23 protein-coding genes and 1 pseudogene are annotated in these 20124 nt (G+C 43.6%); 13 read left to right on the top strand and 11 right to left on the bottom strand.

What is annotated here, in order from left to right:
* Positions 1–18 precede the first annotated feature (18 nt).
* Entirely contained in the window at positions 19–546 is a 528-nt protein-coding gene (locus NCCP2331_RS16075; protein WP_251671807.1) for an isoprenylcysteine carboxyl methyltransferase family protein, read from the bottom strand.
* A gap of 1 nt (position 547) precedes the next feature.
* Positions 548–1627 (bottom strand): type III polyketide synthase, encoded by a 1080-nt coding sequence (locus NCCP2331_RS16080; protein WP_251671808.1) that lies wholly within the window; start codon positions 1625–1627, stop codon positions 548–550.
* 93 nt (positions 1628–1720) lie between these two features.
* Between NCCP2331_RS16080 and NCCP2331_RS16085 the strand changes: the two genes are divergently transcribed.
* The 6 genes from NCCP2331_RS16085 to NCCP2331_RS16110 all read left to right on the top strand — a co-directional run bounded on the left by NCCP2331_RS16085 (position 1721) and on the right by NCCP2331_RS16110 (position 5870).
* Positions 1721–2734 carry an LLM class flavin-dependent oxidoreductase gene (locus tag NCCP2331_RS16085; RefSeq protein WP_251671809.1) on the top strand — a complete coding sequence of 338 codons (1014 nt, stop codon included), beginning with the start codon at positions 1721–1723 and terminating at the stop codon, positions 2732–2734.
* Between the two features lie 2 nt (positions 2735–2736).
* The gene (locus NCCP2331_RS16090; protein ID WP_251671810.1) at positions 2737–3036 is read left to right on the top strand and encodes a cupin domain-containing protein; all 300 of its coding nucleotides are present in this window, start codon (positions 2737–2739) and stop codon (positions 3034–3036) included.
* 89 nt (positions 3037–3125) lie between these two features.
* Positions 3126–3671, top strand: a complete 546-nt coding sequence (locus NCCP2331_RS16095) for a GNAT family N-acetyltransferase (RefSeq protein ID WP_251671811.1) — start codon at positions 3126–3128, stop codon at positions 3669–3671.
* A 67-nt stretch (positions 3672–3738) separates the two neighbouring features.
* Entirely contained in the window at positions 3739–4404 is a 666-nt protein-coding gene (locus NCCP2331_RS16100) for a DNA-3-methyladenine glycosylase family protein (RefSeq protein ID WP_251671812.1), read from the top strand.
* A 5-nt stretch (positions 4405–4409) separates the two neighbouring features.
* Positions 4410–5084, top strand: a complete 675-nt coding sequence (locus NCCP2331_RS16105; RefSeq protein ID WP_251671813.1) for a Type 1 glutamine amidotransferase-like domain-containing protein — start codon at positions 4410–4412, stop codon at positions 5082–5084.
* Between the two features lie 132 nt (positions 5085–5216).
* Positions 5217–5870, top strand: a complete 654-nt coding sequence (locus NCCP2331_RS16110; protein ID WP_153721801.1) for a DedA family protein — start codon at positions 5217–5219, stop codon at positions 5868–5870.
* 84 nt (positions 5871–5954) lie between these two features.
* On the opposite strand, the gene NCCP2331_RS16115 is transcribed toward NCCP2331_RS16110, so the two are convergent.
* The gene (locus tag NCCP2331_RS16115; RefSeq protein ID WP_153721802.1) at positions 5955–6392 is read right to left on the bottom strand and encodes a YaiI/YqxD family protein; all 438 of its coding nucleotides are present in this window, start codon (positions 6390–6392) and stop codon (positions 5955–5957) included.
* A gap of 90 nt (positions 6393–6482) precedes the next feature.
* Between NCCP2331_RS16115 and NCCP2331_RS16120 the strand changes: the two genes are divergently transcribed.
* From NCCP2331_RS16120 to NCCP2331_RS16140, 5 genes are all read left to right on the top strand, one after another.
* Positions 6483–6719, top strand: a complete 237-nt coding sequence (locus NCCP2331_RS16120; RefSeq protein ID WP_153721803.1) for a hypothetical protein — start codon at positions 6483–6485, stop codon at positions 6717–6719.
* Between the two features lie 117 nt (positions 6720–6836).
* Positions 6837–6992: a hypothetical protein gene (locus NCCP2331_RS16125; protein ID WP_194841100.1), complete on the top strand. Its 156-nt coding sequence runs from the start codon at positions 6837–6839 to the stop codon at positions 6990–6992.
* A 44-nt stretch (positions 6993–7036) separates the two neighbouring features.
* The gene (locus NCCP2331_RS16130; RefSeq protein WP_251671814.1) at positions 7037–8404 is read left to right on the top strand and encodes a leucyl aminopeptidase family protein; all 1368 of its coding nucleotides are present in this window, start codon (positions 7037–7039) and stop codon (positions 8402–8404) included.
* Positions 8405–8770: 366 nt separating this feature from the next.
* Positions 8771–9577, top strand: coding sequence for an ATP-binding cassette domain-containing protein (locus NCCP2331_RS16135; RefSeq protein WP_251671815.1), 807 nt, complete (start codon positions 8771–8773; stop codon positions 9575–9577).
* A 122-nt stretch (positions 9578–9699) separates the two neighbouring features.
* Positions 9700–10281 (top strand): hypothetical protein, encoded by a 582-nt coding sequence (locus NCCP2331_RS16140; RefSeq protein ID WP_251671816.1) that lies wholly within the window; start codon positions 9700–9702, stop codon positions 10279–10281.
* Positions 10282–10326: 45 nt separating this feature from the next.
* Here NCCP2331_RS16140 and NCCP2331_RS16145 read toward each other — a convergent pair whose 3' ends face one another.
* Complete coding sequence (locus tag NCCP2331_RS16145; RefSeq protein WP_251671817.1) at positions 10327–10842, bottom strand: YoqH family protein; 516 nt, start codon at positions 10840–10842, stop codon at positions 10327–10329.
* Between the two features lie 71 nt (positions 10843–10913).
* Between NCCP2331_RS16145 and NCCP2331_RS16150 the strand changes: the two genes are divergently transcribed.
* Positions 10914–11291 (top strand): hypothetical protein, encoded by a 378-nt coding sequence (locus NCCP2331_RS16150; protein ID WP_251671818.1) that lies wholly within the window; start codon positions 10914–10916, stop codon positions 11289–11291.
* A gap of 110 nt (positions 11292–11401) precedes the next feature.
* Here the strand turns inward: NCCP2331_RS16150 and tnpB are convergent.
* The 7 genes and pseudogenes from tnpB to fabI form a co-directional block, all read right to left on the bottom strand.
* Positions 11402–12534: pseudogene (gene tnpB, locus NCCP2331_RS16155) on the bottom strand (IS200/IS605 family element RNA-guided endonuclease TnpB).
* A 209-nt stretch (positions 12535–12743) separates the two neighbouring features.
* On the bottom strand, positions 12744–13169 hold the full coding sequence (locus NCCP2331_RS16160) for a hypothetical protein (RefSeq protein ID WP_251671819.1): 426 nt from the start codon (positions 13167–13169) through the stop codon (positions 12744–12746).
* Between the two features lie 129 nt (positions 13170–13298).
* Complete coding sequence (locus NCCP2331_RS16165; protein WP_251671820.1) at positions 13299–14237, bottom strand: TRM11 family SAM-dependent methyltransferase; 939 nt, start codon at positions 14235–14237, stop codon at positions 13299–13301.
* Positions 14238–14690, bottom strand: coding sequence for a protoporphyrinogen oxidase (locus NCCP2331_RS16170; RefSeq protein WP_251671821.1), 453 nt, complete (start codon positions 14688–14690; stop codon positions 14238–14240).
* Between the two features lie 5 nt (positions 14691–14695).
* Positions 14696–15625 (bottom strand): cation diffusion facilitator family transporter, encoded by a 930-nt coding sequence (locus tag NCCP2331_RS16175; protein WP_251671834.1) that lies wholly within the window; start codon positions 15623–15625, stop codon positions 14696–14698.
* Between the two features lie 946 nt (positions 15626–16571).
* Positions 16572–17897 carry a branched-chain amino acid transport system II carrier protein gene (brnQ, locus tag NCCP2331_RS16180; RefSeq protein ID WP_251671822.1) on the bottom strand — a complete coding sequence of 442 codons (1326 nt, stop codon included), beginning with the start codon at positions 17895–17897 and terminating at the stop codon, positions 16572–16574.
* Positions 17898–18098: 201 nt separating this feature from the next.
* On the bottom strand, positions 18099–18878 hold the full coding sequence (fabI, locus tag NCCP2331_RS16185) for an enoyl-ACP reductase FabI (protein ID WP_251671823.1): 780 nt from the start codon (positions 18876–18878) through the stop codon (positions 18099–18101).
* A 196-nt stretch (positions 18879–19074) separates the two neighbouring features.
* Here fabI and argC point away from each other — a divergent pair, with 196 nt between their 5' ends.
* Complete coding sequence (gene argC, locus NCCP2331_RS16190) at positions 19075–20109, top strand: N-acetyl-gamma-glutamyl-phosphate reductase (protein ID WP_251671824.1); 1035 nt, start codon at positions 19075–19077, stop codon at positions 20107–20109.
* Positions 20110–20124: the final 15 nt, after the last annotated feature.

Here is a 20124-nt window from a genome sequence, read left to right on the forward strand (position 1 = left end):
AAATGGCCTTTTCTTCAATCAAAACACTTCATTATAATTTGTAAGTTCCCGCAAAGCTCTTTCCTCCGCCGGAATACGCACTGAAAGCATCCAGATATTCAGCATGAAAAATAACGTGGCTGTGAAATAGGCGCTGAACATCAATGGCAGTACAAGCAGTTCTGTTGTTACAATGACATAATTCGGATGGCGCAGCCATTTGTAAGGTCCTTTCTTCTGAACGTCAGCACCCGGCAGGATTAAAATTTTAGTATTCCAGAACTTCCCGAGTGAGGATAGACACCAGATACGCAGAATCTGCATCAGTAAAAAGAGTGCGAGCAGAGGTCCCCATAAAACGGGAAGGGGTCGGTTGAACGCCAGAACTTCTATAAGCAGCGATACAAAAAATGCCGTATGCATCAGCACCATCCATTTATAATGTGAAGCACCTATTTCAACAGCTCCCTCGCTGCGTATCCACATTTCATTGCGCTTGGCAACGACCAGTTCGACGAGTCTTTGAATCACGACAATCGTGAAAACGAACAGAAATAAACTGTTCATCTCACTGCCACTCCAGCAGCAGAAGTTCTCCACAGAAACCTGGACCAAGTGCAGCCATTAGTCCATATTCACCCGCAGCAGGCTGTTGGTCAATAAATTCCTTCAGCACAAACAGTACGGTCGGGGAAGACATATTCCCGTGCTGCTGTAATACTTTTTTTGAAATGGCGGTCTGATCCGTTTCCATAGAAAGAGCCTTCTCATATGCCAGGAGCACTTTCTTGCCTCCCGGGTGGGCAACAAAGTGCTCCACGTCATCCATAGATAATTCCTGGTCTTCGACAAACTGGTGGACAAAAGGGCCGAGCCAGCTTGTGATGACTGTCGGGATACTCTTTGAAAATACAACATGCAGGCCGTCATTTTTAATGTCCCAGCCCATAACTTCTTCTGAACCCGGCATGAATCGGGAAGAGGTTGCACGGATTACCGGCATGGGGCGAGTGTTTTTAATAGTCGACTGCTTACCTGACACAAGTGCGCAGGCAACTCCGTCTGAAAATAATGAAACACCGACAAGATTGCTTTTTGATACATCATCTCGCTGAAATGTCAGACTGCATAGTTCCGCGGCGATGACGAGCACGTTTGATTCGGGGTAGGCTTTACAGTAGTCGAATGCCCGGCTCATGCCTGCTGCGCCGCCTGCACAGCCCAGCCCCCAAATAGGAATGCGTTTAACATCATGACGGAACGGCAATTGATTAATGAGGCGGGCATCGATGCTCGGCGTCGCAATTCCGCTGCTGGAAATGAAAAAAATCGCATCAATCTCAGCCGGATCCACCGGGCGTTCCAAAGTGGATGTATCATTCAGACATTGTTCCACCGCCTGTTTGCTTAATTCTACTGCGTGTTTGATATATAAATCATTCTTTGTTTCAAAATCATGCGGCTCAGCATACCATTCAATCGGCATGCAAACTTGCCGCGTCTCAATTTCGCCGTTTCTGAATACTTTCAGCAGGCGGTCTATATCCTTGAAAGAATCAGAGAATAGGGAACGTGCAAATGACATGGCGTCTTCCTGTCTGATTTCAACAGGCGGACTGACTGTACTGACAGAATGAATTGTTGGCATACGCAACCTCCGTTAAAAATAATGTTGAGCCTGAGCAATGAAATACGCAGCGGCTTCTTTTAGACTATATGCAATAGAAAAGGGGGACTTGTCTTGAAGTATAAATTAAGTATATTAGATCAATCTCCTATTTCATCGGGCAGCAATACGTATGAAGCCTTTAAACAAACCACTATCCTGGCAGGAAGAGCAGAGCAGTGGGGGTATACGCGGTTCTGGGTGTCAGAACATCATGATGCTGCAGCTTTGGCCGGGTCATCTCCGGAAGTATTGATGGCACATTTGGCTACGGTGACTGACACAATCAGAATCGGATCCGGCGGTGTCATGCTACCTCACTATTCCCCTTATAAAGTGGCGGAAAACTTTAAAGTGCTGGAAGCTGTATTTCCAGGCAGAATTGATGCAGGAATGGGTCGGGCGCCTGCAGGGATGCCGCGCGCAACCTATGCGCTGAATAACGGAAAGTATCAGAACAAAGATCAGTTTCCGAATCAAATCGATGAATTGCTGATGTATCTGAATGATTCGCTGCCCGCAGACCATCTCTATGAAGGACTGAAGGCCGCTCCGATTACAGAAGGAGCACCGCCTGTGTGGATTTTAGGCACAAGTGAAGGTTCCGCAAGACTTGCGGCAGAAAAAGGACTGCCCTATATGTTCGCACAGTTCATTAACAGTGAAGGCGGCAAAGATGCGGCGAAACATTACCGCGACCAGTTTCAGCCTTCATTATATAATTCAGTTCCCAGGCAGGGGGTCGCAGTTTTCTGTATATGTGCAGAAACGGAAGAAGAAGCGGACCGCGTGGCTTCTTCATTGGATTTACTGCTGATCATGCAGCAGCAAGGAATGCCGGTTGATGGTACTCCGAGTCCGGAACAGGCGGTCGCATACGCTTATAGTCAGCTGGAATGGGAACTAGTCCAGTTGAATCGTGAACGCATGGTGGTCGGCACGCCTGACTCTGTCAGCAGACAGCTTGCACAGTTGGCGGATAAGTTCCAAGCGGAAGAAATCATGCTGGCTTCGATAACTTATGACTTTCGTGATAAACTGAAGTCATATGAATTGATCGCAAAAAATTTAATCGAAGGGAGCAAATAACAATGAAATTGATCGACACGAAATATCAGCTGGAAGACAAGGAAAAGCACGTGGGAAAGGTCGCCGTAGTCGAGCATGCAGATGTACTCAATATTCAGTTGAGAAAAGGCGAGGAAGTGGCTGAGCATGACGCAGACCGGGAAGTTTTCATCATAGTCAAAAGAGGAAGAGTGCAATTCACAGTGGAAGGTGAACCGGTGGAAGTGACGCCTGATAACATGCTGCATATGGCACCACTTGAGAAGCACAGCCTATATGCTTTAGAGGATTCGGATGTAGTAGTTATGAAGATTGCGAAGTGAGAAGCCTAGGTCGTGCCTGTGCGCCAAACAATTCAGAATATTTTCTGAATTGTTTGGCGCACAGGCATCCTAAAAAAGGGGATGAATAAATGTTTCCACAAATTGAGACTGACAGATTACGATTGAGAGAAATTGAACAGGACGATGCTGCAAGTCTTTTCGCGTATTTTTCTACAGATGAGGTAACGAGATATTATGGGCAGGATTCATTTCAGCAGATTGAACAGGCAGAGGATTTAATTAAAATTTTTTCAGCAAGTTACGATGAAAAAAAAGGAATCCGCTGGGGAATTGAACATCAAGAAACCAATGAACTGATCGGAACAATCGGTTTTCATTTGCTGTCACTCCGTCATAAACGGGCAGAAATCGGTTATGACCTTCATCCAGAGCATTGGGGCAAGGGATATGCTTCCGAGGCAGTGAAAGCAGCAATTTCCTACGGTTTTGAAGTGATGGAACTGACGCGAATAGGAGCTGTCGTGTTTATCGAAAATGAAGCTTCTAGTAAATTATTGCTGAAATTGGGCTTCGAAAAAGAAGGAGTTTTGCGGGACTATATGTATCAGAATGGAACAGCGCACGATACATACATATACTCGCTGCTGAAGGTGCCTGTGCGCCATACAACTTGAACACAATTCTGAGTAGTATCTGAATTGTGTGGCGCACAGGGACACTAAAACCTGGGAGATGAGCCGTGTGAGCAAACTAACTATCCGTACAGAAGATGAACCGGCTCTAAGAATTTCGGAAAGTGATCCGGCGATGAAAAAGTTGATTACTGTCATCGGAGATTTGGAGATTTCACTGCGTGCTGATTATCTAACCTCAATTGTCCGGTCCATTATCGGCCAGCAAATTTCCGTCAGTGCGGCAAGTGCTATTTATGCCCGTATGAAGGATTTGCTGGGCGGCAACATAACAGCTGAAGCATTGCTGGCTGTGCCAAAGGAAGAACTGAGGCAGGCGGGCTTGACTGAACGCAAAGCGGATTACGTCAAAGACCTGGCGAATAAAATCGCGTCAAATGAGCTGGATTTGGAAAATATCGCTGATTATGATGACGAAGAAGTTATGGAACAGCTGATAAAAGTGAAAGGGATAGGAAAGTGGACAGCGGAAATGTTTCTGATCATGTCGCTAGGGCGCAGTGATGTGCTGGCTATAGATGATGTGGGAATCCAGCGTGCTGCCAAGTGGCTGTACGGAGTAGAGACGTCAGAACGGCGTCAAATTTTGATTGAAAAATCCCCGATCTGGAAACCGTATCGCTCAGTCGTGTCTTTTTATTTGTGGGAAGCGATTCACCAGGGTTTTCTGGCTGATTATGAGTCGGTGGATGAGCTGGTAGGTGAACAAGAGTGATAAATATGCTGTTCAGTCAATATAATTTTCATGAAAGCTGGGCGAAAGATTATGTGAGACGGTACATTAATCCGGCTGACAAAGTTTTAATCATTCCCTTTTCATTTAGTGATTCCGTTAATAATAGTAAAGACTGGGATCATGCATACAATCAGGAATTTGGAAAGTTTTATCAAAATATCTGCACGCCTTTTTTGTCTTATAGCATTCAAGAAACAAATATCAGCTGGCTTAATTATTTTCTCGATTCCCATGAAACAGCGAAAGAAATGATCAAGAACAGTGATATAATCTTTTTAACAGGCGGCCTCCCGGACAAGTCGATGGATCGGTTAAGGGAGTTCGGTTTACTGAATGAAATTACTAATTATACAGGTGTGATAATTGGCAGCAGCGCCGGAGCTATGATTCAGCTGGCCGAATACCATATAACGCCTGACAAAGATTATGCGAGTTTTTCTTACAATAAAGGGTTGAACCTGTTAAGCGATTTTGATATAGAAATTCACTATGAAGGCAGCGATATTCAAAACAGGTCCATAAGCAAAGTGTTGGAAGAAAAAGCGGATTCCGTATTTGCGATAGGAGATTCCGGTGGGATGATAGCAGCAGATCAGGAAATGATTTTATTCGGAGATACTCAGAAGTTTAGCAGCCATAAATTGAAAATGAGAAATTAGGTTATTGGAATACTATAAGTAGTTCCGGAATTGTGTCTTGCTCAGGCACCTCGAAAAATCCGTCCAGAATATATTTCATCTTCTCGGCGTAAAGTAACTTACGTCTTCATTCATATCAAAAGGAGCCTTTACATGGATCTCATTCAAGGATTGATCAGCTTTATTTTACACATTGATGAACATCTAGTCGATATCATTCAGATATTCGGCGGCTGGTCATATGCTATTTTATTTTTAATCATTTTTATTGAAACCGGTGTGGTGGTGTTTCCGTTTCTTCCCGGCGATTCCTTACTGTTCGCTGGCGGAGCATTTGCAGCAGTAGATGCTTTTAATATTTGGCTGCTTGTCGCAGTCTTCTTTGTAGCAGCCGTATTAGGTGATACAGTAAACTACCATATCGGACGCAAAGTCGGAATGTCGATACCGCCAAACAGCTGGCTGGGAAAAGTCATTAATAAAGAAAAAATGAAAGCCGCAGAAGAGTTCTTTAACAAGCATGGCGGGAAGACGATCCTGATTGCCCGCTTCATGCCATTTGTCCGGACGTTCGCCCCATTCGTAGCAGGCGCAAGCCGAATGAACTACAGATACTTTGCATTCTACAACATCGTCGGCGCAGCGGTTTGGGTAGGATTATGCACATTGCTTGGGTATTTATTTGGTAATATTCCTATCATTAAAGAGAACTTTTCGACAGTATTGCTGGCAATCATCTTTTTATCCGTTTTGCCTGCACTGATTGGTGTAGTGAAAAATAAATTCGGTAGCCAGCCTGCACGGTGACAAAGACTTTGACGGTGCCTGTGCGCCATGCAATCTGGGAACTATTCTGAATTGTTTCTAATTTGTGTGGCGCACAGGCACCATTTAAATCTTCCTGCACATTTCTCGCAAACTTGCAGTGAATCCTTCTGTTTGCTCTGCCGTTCGTTTCTTTGGACCGCGCAGGCGTCCGCCGGCTCTGCGAATCTTTTGCGCCTGGTGTCTGGCGGAAAGAAGCTGGTCGATATTGTCGTTCGTGTACCATCTGCCGTTCTGGTCGATCGGCAACCCTTGTTTGGCCAGTGCCATAGCTGCCAGACCGTAGTCTTGTGTTATCACGATATCGCCTTTCTTAATCCGGTTGACGAGCACGAAATCTACCGCATCCGCGCCTTTAGAAACAGTGATGGTTTCTGCACCCTCCCTATGCATTTCATGTGCTGTATCGCAAATCAGCACACAGGGCAGGTTGAATTCATTAGCAATCGCGATGGTTTCATTGATTACAGGACAGCCGTCTGCGTCCACTAAAATTGTTGTCACACTTTTCTTCTCCTTCCGATCTCTTTCAATAGGTTTAGTATAACAAATTTCGGGTATGGTAAGGGAAAACAAGAGACAGAGGGTGACAATATGGCTGATTTACCTGAAAACGAGAAGACTACTATTGAAGAACGTGAAGAGTATGGACGGAAAATCGAAGCACGCAATGATTCCCTGGAGAACAAGGAAGTACTGCCGGAGACGAGAGCATTGGCAGATCACGAGATTCCGCCGCCGTTGACGGAAGAGGAAATCCGAGCAAAAGTCGGCGATCTGAATTACAAAAACGCCAATGATGATAATGCACCGACTGCTATTAATAGCTGATGAGATGAATACTTTATGCAATAGGGGCATCTTGGATGTTCCTTTTTTGTGTTGAATTGAAACCTAATGACCGTGAACTCCGTATATTTCATATAACTTACAATGGAGTGATCGTCAATGAATGAAGGATATTTTGTCGGATGGGGAACGCTGGCACTGATCAACGCGGTACTGGCACAAGGGAAAAATCGAAGCGGCTTGAATTGGTTCATCATTTCGCTTGTGATCGGCCCAATTGCTACGCTCAGCTTAGCACTCTTTGATAAAAAATGATAAACTGTTTAGGAAACCGAAATAACGAGGGGAGTTACTGACACATGCAAATGAACGCAGAAATTTTATTCTCAACTGATGGAAAAGTAACAAAGAATCAATTGGTGAAACAACTGACAGATAACGAAACGGGAGGCTATTCCTCACTCGTTCTGGATGGCAGACTGGCAGTGATCATCAAGGATAAAAAGTGGAAGACATTAGAAGAGATCCGCAGTATGGCAGGTGAAATATCTCGTGAGCTGGCTACGCGGAAAGTGGAGTCTGCCACGATCAAAGCGGATCAACTAGGGAAGAAATGGTCGTCTGGAGAAGAAGCAGTGACCGCGTTTGTGGAAGGCTGGCATCTTGGGGCGTATCATTTCGACCGCTACCAATCCCAAAAAGCGAATCCTTTAACGAAACTGGAGGTCGCCGGGGCAGATCAGGAAGCGGTGAAAACCGGGGCTGTCCGTGCAGAAGCGATGAAATTCTCACGTGATCTGATGAATGAATTATCAGATGTTCTGAATCCTGAGACGTATCCTGGAGTGCTGAAAGATTATTTCAAAGGCACGAAAGTAAAAGTTGAAGTGCTGGGCAAGAAGGAAATTGAAGAGCGCGAGATGAACGGCGTCCTGACAGTTTGCCGCGGCAGTAAATATGAGCCTTCATTTGTTGAGATGACTTTGCAGACTGATGCTTCCAAGCCTCTTGTCGCGCTGGTCGGGAAAGGTGTCACCTATGATTCAGGCGGTATCAGCTTGAAAGGCGGCCGCGATGACAGTGATATGCGGATGGATATGGGCGGTTCTGCTGCAGTGTGCGGCGCGATGTCACTTCTTGCATATTCAGATGCGAAAGTAAATGTTGTGGCATTGATCCCCATGGTGGAAAATACACCGGGACCGGACGCTGTTATGCCGGGTGAAGTCATTCAATACAAAAACGGCATCAGCGTACAGGTAGGGAATACCGACGCGGAAGGCCGCTTGATTTTGGCGGACGGATTAATCCGTGCGAAGGAATTGGGCGCGGAATACACAGTCGATATTGCTACATTGACCGGCGCAGTAGTGAGCGCGCTCGGCACGGAAATCGGCGGTGTCTTCGGCGATGAAGATCTGGCGTATAAAATGAAAAAAATCGGTGATCAGAACGGCGATTTCGTCTGGCCGCTGCCGTTGGTGGATGTCTATAATGAGTCGCTGGCCAGCGCTTACGCGGATATCAACAATATCAGCTCGATGTCGGAGGCGGGCTCGATCACAGCAGGCCTGTTCCTGCGCAAGTTCGCGCCTGAGAAAAACTGGCTGCATGTCGATATGGCAGGCGTCATGGATAAGCAGAAGGCGAAGGGCTATTATACGAAGTCTGCAACCGGCTTTGGTGCCCGATTGCTTGCGGATTATACGATTTCATTGACTAAATAAGAAGTGACAGGTTGTCCAGAAAGCCGGAAATTGAGGCTTTTTGGACAATTTTTTTATGTGGATGATCATTAGATTCGGGTTTGTGATCATAGACACCGGTCATCCGCTCATACTTCCTGCGTGAGGGCTCATACAGAGCAGCCGAGTGATCATACTCGCACTCAGCTTGATCATAAACTCCTTGCCTGTGATCATAGGGAAATGCCAGATTACTTAATGACAGGAATCTTGCTATCTTCCAGGCAAGTTCAGCAGGTGGTTCATCGCACTATCTTTTAAGCTGTAGCTCGTGGTTTGGTGAAAAATTAAGATTTGTGATAGGTTTAATGCTGAAGGATGTAACATATAAATGGGAGGTGTGGCAGAGTGTCAGTCGTCATGGAAACGCGTAATGTAGGGAAAAATATCGGTGGTTTGCGGTTATTCGAAAATATTTCATTTGTTTGCACAAAGGAAACGGTACTGTTTGTTCAGGGCAGTAATGGGACAGGCAAGAGCACATTGTTGAAGATACTGGCGGGTATTTATGAACCGACCGATGGGAAAGTGATTATGAATGCGAAGAAGATTGGTTATGTGCCAGAACATTTTCCAGAAGGTGTTCATTTTAAAGTGAAAGAATATTTGACTCTAATAGCATCATTTCATTCAGCTGAAAATGAAAATAAGGATTTGCTTGCAAAATATATTCATTTATTTGGATTAAGTCCTTTTTTAACTACCTCACTTATAGCTTGTTCAAAAGGAACGAAACAAAAAGTAGGAATTATTCAAGCGTTGCTTCTGCAGCCTGAACTTCTCATTTTAGATGAGCCGCTCACAGGATTGGATCTTGAGTCCCAGGAAGCATTGATTACTGTCTTGGCAGAAATCCGAGGAGATATACCAATCATATTTACGGCACATGACGGGGGACCCATTACACAAATAGCAACGGATGTTTTACATATTGAATCAGGAGAAATGGTTTCCAGGCAACGAAAGTTGAAAAATAAAAGATCGATCCGTGTGCAGTTCCTTGCGAAAAAGGATTTAGATTTTATACAACCAGGTTACATTCAATTTGAAGGTAATCAGGCAGTTATTACTGTAAGTCAAGATACAAGCGATGATTTATTAATAAAATTACTCCATGCAAACTGCTCCATTTTGGAAGTGAAGGAGATATTATGATTAGACCAGGTTACATCCAATATCAAATGAAAAGCTATATTCGCTCCTTTACGTTTATTCCACCAGTCACTTTATTTGGAGCATGGATCATAATTTTCTATACATACAGTGGAGTTCCAATTATGAGCAGTTATGCAGTTACCTGTATTTCGTTATATTTAGTGATGACATGGGTGACAATGACTGTATTCTCATTGGAGGGAGAAACGGAAAAGAATTTGCTGATTGTTCAACTGAATAGCAAACAAGCGTATTTATACGGTAAGTGGATTGTTTGCTTTATCTTTGCACTAGGAATGGGAATAATAGTAATCATGTATCCGTTGCTCTTTTCTATTTTTAAAGATCAAATCCAAACGATTCAGATGGGTGTGGTTATCTACGGACATTTGGCATCAGCGTTATTCGGTATTCTAGTCGGTTCCTTTTTCTCATTTTTAAAGTTAGAGTCAAAACGGTTTACTTGGCTCTCGGCTATGTTCGTCATTGCTGTTTCATTAGCGGGGGCGGGGATTGTGGAGAAAGCTTCTATATTCAAATGGTTCATTTTATTATTTCCACCCGTGATCCATGTCATTAAGCATTTTACAGACGATGTATCGTATAGTGTTGGAAATGATTTTTGGATGGATGCGATTTGGGTTATAGCTTATCTTGTTCTGGTTTTCATTCTAACGAGAAGATTGTTTTTGAAAAAAGAATGAGTCCAGCAAGGATATGAAGTGCAAAGAACAATTGCATTCATTTTGTTAGTTCGTGCACTTTTCCATACGGTTTGTCAAAATGCTAGGTCCTAACTTATCTGTTTTTGAATTTGACAGACGTACCTGAACTTCCACATTCATCATTTCCGCAGTAATTAAATCAAATCGTCCAGCCCAACTAGGACCGCCTTCTTCTTGAGTAGGATAAAGCTTAAAACGCCAACTAATTTCATTTGGAATAAACGCATATCCATCATAGCTGTCGAAGTCTCCATATGAAGAGGGGTTGGGAAGATGAACGGCAAGAATGCTTATATTGGTTCTGGCAAAACTTGGCGGGTTCAATTGCACTTTATAGATTAACGCTACACCTTTAGCGTTTGCCAAGCGTTTATCTGTAGCATTCAGTATGATCCCGCATGGTTCTGTAATTGCATCTGATTGTCCATTATTTTCTTCTTGTATTGTTTGTGCTATCGATGGTTTTTCCTCATCTGAAAATAGCATTGATGTACAAATCAATAATAACAGGAAAAACAGTATGGAAACTACTTTGTTCATTTAATCACCTACCCGATTTTAAAGGTAGTATTTCCACTAAGCAAAGTCCTATTCTGCTTCAAATCAACTTTATGAGTCATCATCAACACATTAAATCTTTCTCGAATAAAGTAATCGACAAACTGGCAGAAATTGAAGTGACTTCATTCAATCTGGAACATCGACTGCAGGATAACCGCTGGGCAGGAAAGTCGGTTTATAAACTAACGGGGATATCGTATAAAGTAAAAAAAGGATGTTCCTATGTGTATATCGAAACGGCACTGGAGCAGCAGACGTCTGACGAAATATTGGAAGGGATTGAAAGAGCGATCCGAGAGTATTTGGCGCTGCCGGACATACAAGAGATTATTCTAAACGATAAGTATTTGATCCAGTTAGTAAATTCATATGAAGAATTGCTTGTTGAATTGAACTACTCCCACTTATCGACCTTGGGGTCTGATTGAAGATGGGAGATTCTTGGGAACAAAGCATACTTGCAAGCGTATTTCTTTACTCGCAGAGGTTTCTTTTATTTACCAAGCTACTCCGTAGTTCCTACGGTTTTATTGTGTAGTTAGGCTAAGGATTGTAATCGAAGCCCTTCGCTTAGGATATTCAGACTGGCGTTGATATCTCTATCGTGAGGTGTTTGGCAAGTAGAGCAAACCCATTCCCTAATGTCCAGTGACTTTTTACCATTATTGTGACTGCAAGTAGAGCATAATTGACTAGATGGAAACCATATGTCTATTTCAACCAGTAATTTTCCATACCAATCTGCTTTATATTTTAATTTCGTCACAAAGCTGGACCAGGACACATCAGATATACTTTTAGCTAGTTTATGATTGCGTAACATTCCTTTGACATTCAAGTCTTCAATACAGATCATATCGTGGTTTTTGATGATTTCTGTAGTGAACTTATTAAGGAAGTCATCCCGCTGATTCATTACTTTTTCATGTAATCTAGCAACCTTACATTTTTGTTTTTGGTAGTTTCTTGCTTCCAATAGATGGATGCCTTTATTTTTGGCTAACAAGGCACGTTTTGAAAGTTTCCGTTGTTCCCTTTTTAGTTTCTTCTCCATTTGAGATGTGAACTTATGGTTGTCAATCTTACGGCCATCAGAAAGAATGGCGAAATCAACGATGCCGAGGTCTATACCGATAGATGATTCTGTTTTCTCCAGCTGCTGTACTTCTGTTTCGACTAGAATAGATACAAAGTATTTGCCACTTGGATTTCGTCTGACGGTCGCATTCAGGATACGCCCCTGTACTTCCCGACTGTTAGCAAAACGAACAAGCCCTAGTTTAGATAACTTCACTTTGTCGCCTGCAATGGCAATATTTCCATTGGTTTGCTTGGTCGTATAAGATTGAACAGGGTTCTTTTTAGACTTGAAGCGTGGTGCTTTGTTTTGTTTCTTGAAGAATCTTGTATAGGAATCAGCAAGATTTTTTAGTGAGGACTGGAGGGCAATACTGTCAACCTCTTTAAGCCATAGTAATTCCTTTTTCAATTTTGTTAATTCAGCAGAACAAGAATGATAGGTTAATCCTTTGCCTGTCTTCTGGTAGGTACCGTTCCATTGCCCTAAAATTGATTGAATACGAAACGACTACATCCAATGGTTTTAGCGATGAGGACTGCCTGTTCCTTGGTTGGATAGATACGAAACTTATAGGCTTTGTTGACTAGCATTGTTTTCACCTCACTTCATATGGGAATACACGTTCCCGATATATCACAGTTAGAATCACTTTGGCTATCGCCAACCGGCATTCATCTCCCCCTTATCGTTGGGCTTTGCCCTTAACACGATTGAAGAGGGAGTCTTCTGCCGGGAAATGATAAAGTACTAATGATAAACAGGGAGACCACTGTAATTTACGGCGGTCTCTTTCTCTTAACTACTCTGCACGATATCTTCTTTTATTCATGGCTAACAGCAGGTGATAATAGATATTAGCTGCAACAAAGCCCATCAATGCATAGGAAAAAATAATGGATGCGGGATGGTAGACAGGCATTAGAACGAAAATAAAGGCCGTGCCGGCAAGAAGCCCTGTCACTGAATAAACAGCCATTTTTTTCAGGTATCGGACTTTTGCTGAATGTAGTGTTGTACGTTCAATTATATTATCAATCATGATGGAAACAGGTATACCATTTACAAGAAAAACAGGACCAGAATATAAGACAACAAAAGCAAACGTCTCGAAAAAACCGAAATAATAAACATTCGCTTCACGCTGGGAATCTGGTATATACGAGATAGATGAGTAAATAATTGCAAATACAATCGCTGCCAATACTGCCGCTGTAAATCTTTTCATGTGTTGTACCTCCTCTGGTTCCTTTATCAATTCTATCATAATATAATATGGGGATTTTGATAGCAAACATGAGTGATTCTTTAAATCGCATAAAAAAAAGAGGGGAAGCAAAACTTCCTCTCTTCTTTCCTATGTACACCAAACGACTTCGCGTGAAAATGTGCCTTTATGCGCAAGGCAGCGGTCTGTGATGGTAAATCCAGCTTCCTTCAGCATTCCGTCGATGTTTTCGATTGTAATAAACAGACAGCCTTTCGCAAAACGTCTTGCTTCCTTCAAAATTGCCAGCTGCCCTTCAGCCGTAATATGTGTAAACAAATTATAAGGCATATCAATAATTGCCACATCATACTGCTCGTTCACTTCCGCAATAGGCCCGATTGTCACGTCGCCCTCAAGATCAAAATACGCTATATTTTTCCGTGAACCATAGACAACAAGCGGATTAATATCGCGTCCTTCAATTTGAATGCCCATTGATAATGCCTCAACCAGTACCGTACCAATGCCGCAGCATGGATCGATCACCCGCAAGCCTTCGGGGTGAGGCACCGCAATATTAACAGCTGCCCGTGCCAGCCGGGTGCCGAGCGCAGTCGAGTACATATGAGGTTTCTGCTGGTGCACATGCCAGTCAGACGAACTTTCTGTCAGCTTTCCTGCATACCAGCGTTCATTGAGCTGCACAATCCCAATCAATAATTCCGGATCATCCAGTTCAGGCACTCCTGTAATTCGGAGGCCTACTTTGCGCTCGATTTCCCGGCGTTTCGCATGACCGATCTTCGGCGTGCCGGTGAGTTCCATGTCATTTAAACAGGTAGTCTTGAATGTTTGCTCTACAGCTAATTCAGCGGCCTGCTCTGCCAATGAATCAAATGTATTTCCCTGAATCCACACTTCAAGTCTCTCCTTGATGAAGGGACTGCGTGATGGATTGATCTCGACATCGCTTATTAAGGCATTATCCTGCACGTCTCTTCCGAAAAAAGCACGCATTTCCATCCGGCATAATTCCTGTTCATCGCGATGCCGGATATACGTATAGATAAACTGTGATGCTGCCACTTACTTACCTGCTTTCATTTGGCTGAGGCCGCCGAGCACTCCATGGAGAAGCTGAAGAGTCTCTTGTATTGTCATGGATTCATCAAATCCTTTAATTGGATCAAGAGGCATATTCACTTCCCACAGTCCTTCATTGTCAGAGAAGGAGATGCTGAAACCCAGTAATTGCTGCTGCAGCTGTTCTTCAATGAATGAACGGATGGCTTCGCTCTCTTTTTTTCTGCCCTGCAAACCGAACAGCGCCATATATGTTCCGAAAATATCATCCACTTCGAGCACGAGCGAATCGACTTTATATTCTTCAAAGTCCGGAGATGCTACATAGAAAAATTCTGGTAGGTTTGATTTCAGATAGGATATCGGTTGCTGTAAAAAATGTTCATCTGCTTCACGGAGCATTTCTTCCGTTTCCTTTGCGCAGATTTCTAATGTCTCAATTGTTAATGGATTCATTTTGTTCACTCCTCGTTAGTAAGTATACCGGATTGCTTTTCGGGATACCAAGGATTTAAGTGAATTAACACTTCATCGACGTCTTCATTCTGTGCAATAATCAAATTGCGCAATCTGCTCGTAATCACATGTCCTTCCTGAACTGTCAAATCACCTGGAATAGCGATTCGGATATCGACTAATACATAATGACCGTGCTCTCTGGCGCGCAGCCGGTCAATCCGTTTTATTTCAGGCATGGAATGAATGAGCTCTTCAAAGGCAGTTAAGCGCTCATCACTTACGCTTTTTTCCATCAGAATATCAATACTTTCTTTACCGATTTCAATTGCAATTTTCAAAACCAGAACGGATACGATGATTCCGGCAATCGGGTCTCCATAGGCGAGCGGCGGAATATCGAATGAATCTCCAAGCAATGCCAGTCCTATCCCGACAACTGCTGCAAGAGAGGCATAGACATCAGCTAAATGATCATATGCTGTCGCAATCAGGCCTTTACTATTTTCCGAACGCCCGACACGTATCGTATAAACGTACAGAATATATTTCCAAATGAGTGAGATAACAGCGGTCAATAAAGCGATTCTGCTGGCAGTCGCCGGATCTTCAAATAATGCCATTACTGCTTCAAATGCAATATAAATAGCGGCCAGTCCTAAAATTATGGCAACAAAACCCGATCCGATTACTTCAGCCTTGCCATGTCCGTAAGGGTGATCTTCATCTGCAGGGCGTTTTGATATCCTCATAGAAGTCAATGCAGCAGCTGAAGCAACTACATCACCCGCATTGTGGAAGCCATCCGCCAGTAACACAGGACTTTTGAAAACAAAGCCGACGATCAACTTTAAAATGGTCAGTACAATATTGCTCAGTAAACTTATCCAGATCGCCATGATAGAAGAAGCTGAGTGTCCTTGGTTACTATTGATCATAAGTGTTTCCCTCCTCTACTAGTGTTTCCCCTAAGCAACAAAAAAACCTCGCCTGTTGCAGGCAAGGTTTGGAAATTTTTTAATGGTTGTGTTGGGACAAATTTAGTCATCGTCATCACTCATTCATTTGTAGTCCATCTATTATCCCATGAAAAGAAGTTCTGTGCAACTGAGCCGATTGGAGAAGCAGCTAATCAAAGTTACTATAGGATTCGAGTTATGGTATAAGTTGATTTGTAAAGTGCAGAAATTAGGCAGTGCGGTTTTCGTTGCTCGACTTGGCAGGAAGTTTGAACAAAGTGTGGGTTTGCAGTTTAACCCCGCTTCGGCGCTGAGGGATTGCCTTACGCCATGAGCCAGCTGGCGAAAACCGCGCCAGTTGGCTCATGGCAACGGCCTACCCCGCAGTTGCGCCTACGCTGGTATTGGCAAATGTATGTAATGCTGTTTTTTGCAGAGTGTGAATAAGTTGACTTGTCCCGTTACTCAATTTGCAAACGCATTGATCACAAGATTCTTAGCCCTTACAGAATGATAAGTAGTGCATGAAACACCACACCTATCATAATAATCTCAGATATTATGCTCATACTACCTGCTCACACAAAAAGTATTAAAATACCAGCCAGTGTACCGGAGTGGAAGGCGGCGACTCTGGGAGGATTAGCCCGACAGGTGAGACAACTTGAGGGAGCGAAGCGACCAAGTTGGCTCACCGCGGGCCCTCCAGAACGCGTCCGCCTGAAACGCAGGGAAACGGTCTCTCTCCACTTACCCTATCCTCTGCAATCACAGTCAAATCTCAAACTGCAGACTGTCAAGCACACGTTTTGGTGAAAAGCTGTAATAGTTAATCAGATTTTCAGTACGGCTTTGAAATAGCAGGTTACCTTGATTGGCCAAAATAAAAAAGCCTGCAGGATCACAGGCTTTCACACAACTATTATTGCTGTTCGACTCGTGGTTTACCCTGTGCAGCAGCAATCACATAACCGATCAGCCCGAACACTGCTGCCGGCAAAATCCAGCCGACACCCTGTGTGTATAATGGCAAGTAGCCGAGCACCTTCACTGCAGGTGCCCATTCCAGACCGAATGCGCTTAGCATATCAAATATTCCAATCACGCCGGCAGCGATTAAACCAAGAATATAGACTTCATGGTAACCGCGGAATAAACGATGGAACAAACGGAAAATTATCAGCACGATTGCCAGCGGATAGATACCCACCAATACCGGAATCGTCACCGCAAGCAGCTGTGTTAAACCAATATTGGCAACAACAGTAGAAAAGATGGAAATGATAAATACAAATCCTTTGTATGATACCGCAGTGGCGACCCTTGAAAGATAGGACGCACTGGCAGACACTAGTCCGACGGAAGTCGTCAAGCAGGCAAGCGTTACGGCAAGGCCGAGCAGATACAGACCGTTATTACCCATCAGGGCATATGCAAGCTTCGCTAAAATATCTCCGCCGTTCGTAGCGCCTTCTGCCACGCTCCGGCTCGTCATTCCCAAATAGGCTAATCCTGCATACACAAGACTCAATCCTATCACAGCAATAGTACCGGCCTTCATAGTAATGGAAGTAATCGCTTTTCTATCCGTAATCCCTTTCGCTTTCACGGCATTAATGACAATGATGGCAAAGACGAGAGCAGCCATCGCGTCCATCGTTCCATATCCTTCAATAAATCCTTTGAAAAAGAAGTCCTTGGAATAGGGCTCTTGAGGCAAACCAGCTTCACCAACAGGGTTGACAATGCCGATCACGACAATGAGCGTCACGATAGCAAGCAATATTGGTGTTAAAATACTGCCGAACCGATCGACCATTTTATTGGGCTTCAATGACAGCCAGATCGTCACGGCGAAGAAAAGAATCGAAAACAATACCAATGCTAGCCGGGTATAAGAATCTGGAACAAATGGGGAAACCGCAATCTCAAATGATACAGTCGCCGTACGCGGCACTCCAAAAAACGGTCCAAGTGCTAAATACACAACTAAAGGAAAAATCATGGCGAACAACGGCGAGGCTTTTCCGGCCAAGTCGCTTAACTGATTCCCGCTCATCGTCACGGCGATGACACCTAAATAAGGGAGTCCGACACCCGTGATTAAGAAGCCCGCCAGCGTAATCCATGTCTGCGTGCCTGCCTGCTGACCGAGAAGCGGCGGGAAAATCATATTTCCTGCGCCAAAAAAGAGGGCAAACATGGTCAGCCCTAATTTCAGCGTGTCAAATCTGGTAAAACTATTCATTGTAAACTGCCTCCTGAAGTACTCTGAAAACTATATGTATTTTGATAATGAAAATTATGCATAACCTCCATGTTATGCATTGCTGTAACACTATAAGATAAGTAATAATGTTCTGTCAAGTATACACAGTTGTTTTCACTATATAATGAAGAAACTGGAATTGAACCATAAAAAAGGGCCTCCGAAGAGACCCGCAAACATTTACCCCATAATATGATAACCTGCATCTACGTAAATAACTTCTCCTGTTACTCCGCTAGACAGATTACTAAGCATCGCTACCGTCATATCAGAAACTTCTTCCGGTTTAACATTACGCTTTAGTGGAGCACGTTCTTCGATTTGACTCAAGATGGTATTAAAGGAAGGAACTCCTTTAGCAGACAATGTGCGCACTGCACCTGCAGAGATGGCGTTGACCCGGATATTCTTCTCGCCGAGTTCAGATGCTAAGTAGCGTACGGACGCTTCAAGAGCAGCCTTCGCAACGCCCATGACGTTATAGCCTTCCAATACACGTTCCGCGCCTAAATAACTCATCGTGATGATTGCGCCGCCTTCTGTCATATATTGGCGTGCTTCCCGTGCGGCAGCGACCAATGAATAAGAACTGGAGTCCTGCGCAAATGCATAGCCGTCACGTGTTGTCTCTACGAATGGATTGTGTAAATCTTGCTGATGAGCGAAAGCAATAGAGTGAACGACACCGTGGATCACGCCGACTTGTTCACCGATAGTCTTAAATGCCTGCTCCATGCTTTCATCACTGTTGACGTCGCACTGTACAATTTGTGTAGCTTTCAATTCATGTTTATCCAGAGCTTTCTCTAACTTTTCACGAGAACGGTCTTTGCGATAGGTGAAAATGACATTAGCGCCAATAGAGAATAATGATTTTGCCACACCCCAACCAATGCTTCGTTCATTCGCAACACCCATAATGACAATGTTTTTACCTGATAGTTTTAATAAATCTTCCATAATAGCCTCCTGAAATACAGTAGTCACAATAATTTTCATACTCCCCATAATAGTACCATATTGAATGAAAGAACTGATACCTTTTCTGCAGACGGATAACTGCATTTATAAATTGACTGTTAATAAATAAAAATACAGTTGACTTTATAATTATACATACGTATACTTATCACTAATGAATAATGAGGTGATGACGATGAAGGTAGGAATCATAGGAGCGTCAGGGTACGGGGGCCTCGAATTGATCCGGCTGCTGCAGGGCCACCCTGAAATTGAACAGATTGATTTATTCACATCTTCGGAAGAAGGAACCATATTTTCTGATAAATATCCACATTTAATGAATATTCATGATCAGCCTATGCAGGCGATAGAGCAGGAAAAAGTCCGGCAGCTGGATACTGTTTTCTTCAGTACTCCGGCAGGCGTAACAACTTCTTTACTTCCGCCACTAGTAGGAACGGGACCTAAATTAATTGATTTAGCAGGCGACTTCCGGCTGAAAGATCCGGCTTTGTATGAACGGTGGTATCAAAAAGATGCACCGGAACTGAAATTTCTTAAGAAAAGTGTTTATGGACTGCCTGAATGGAATAAAGAACTGATTAAAGATGCCGAATTCATCGCAAATCCGGGATGTTATCCGACTGCCGTGCTGCTTTCATTGCTTCCATTATTAAAGAATGGGTTGATTGACGGAAGCCAGCTGGTCATCGATGCGAAAAGCGGTGTATCCGGCGCGGGCAACAAACCAAGTGCAGCTACGCACTTTAGTGAGACAAACGAAAACTTCTCCATCTATAAATTGCATCAGCATCAGCATATCCCGGAAATCGAGCAGGCGATGAACCATTTCGCCGGCCAGCCGGAGCCCATCACATTCACTACGCATCTGGTGCCGATGACAAGAGGCATCATGGCGACAAGCTATGCAAAAGTGAATGGCCAGTTTACTGAAAAGCAGTTAGCAGAATGCTTAAGAGAAACATATAAAGACAGTCCGTTCGTACGTGTTCTGACGGATATTCAAAAAATCGGGACGAAACAAGTCTACGGTTCCAACTATTGCGATATACATGTCAAAGTAGATCCAAGAACGAACCGGGCAACCATCGTGGCGGTCATCGACAACCTCGTAAAAGGGGCTGCGGGCCAGGCCATCCAGAATATGAACATCCAATATGGATTGGATGAAACGACCGGGATTGATAATATACCATTATTTATTTGATTCATAGACATCATA

Source organism: Sporosarcina sp. NCCP-2331, assembly GCF_023707945.1.
GTDB classification, from domain to species: Bacteria; Bacillota; Bacilli; order Bacillales_A; family Planococcaceae; genus Sporosarcina; species Sporosarcina cascadiensis.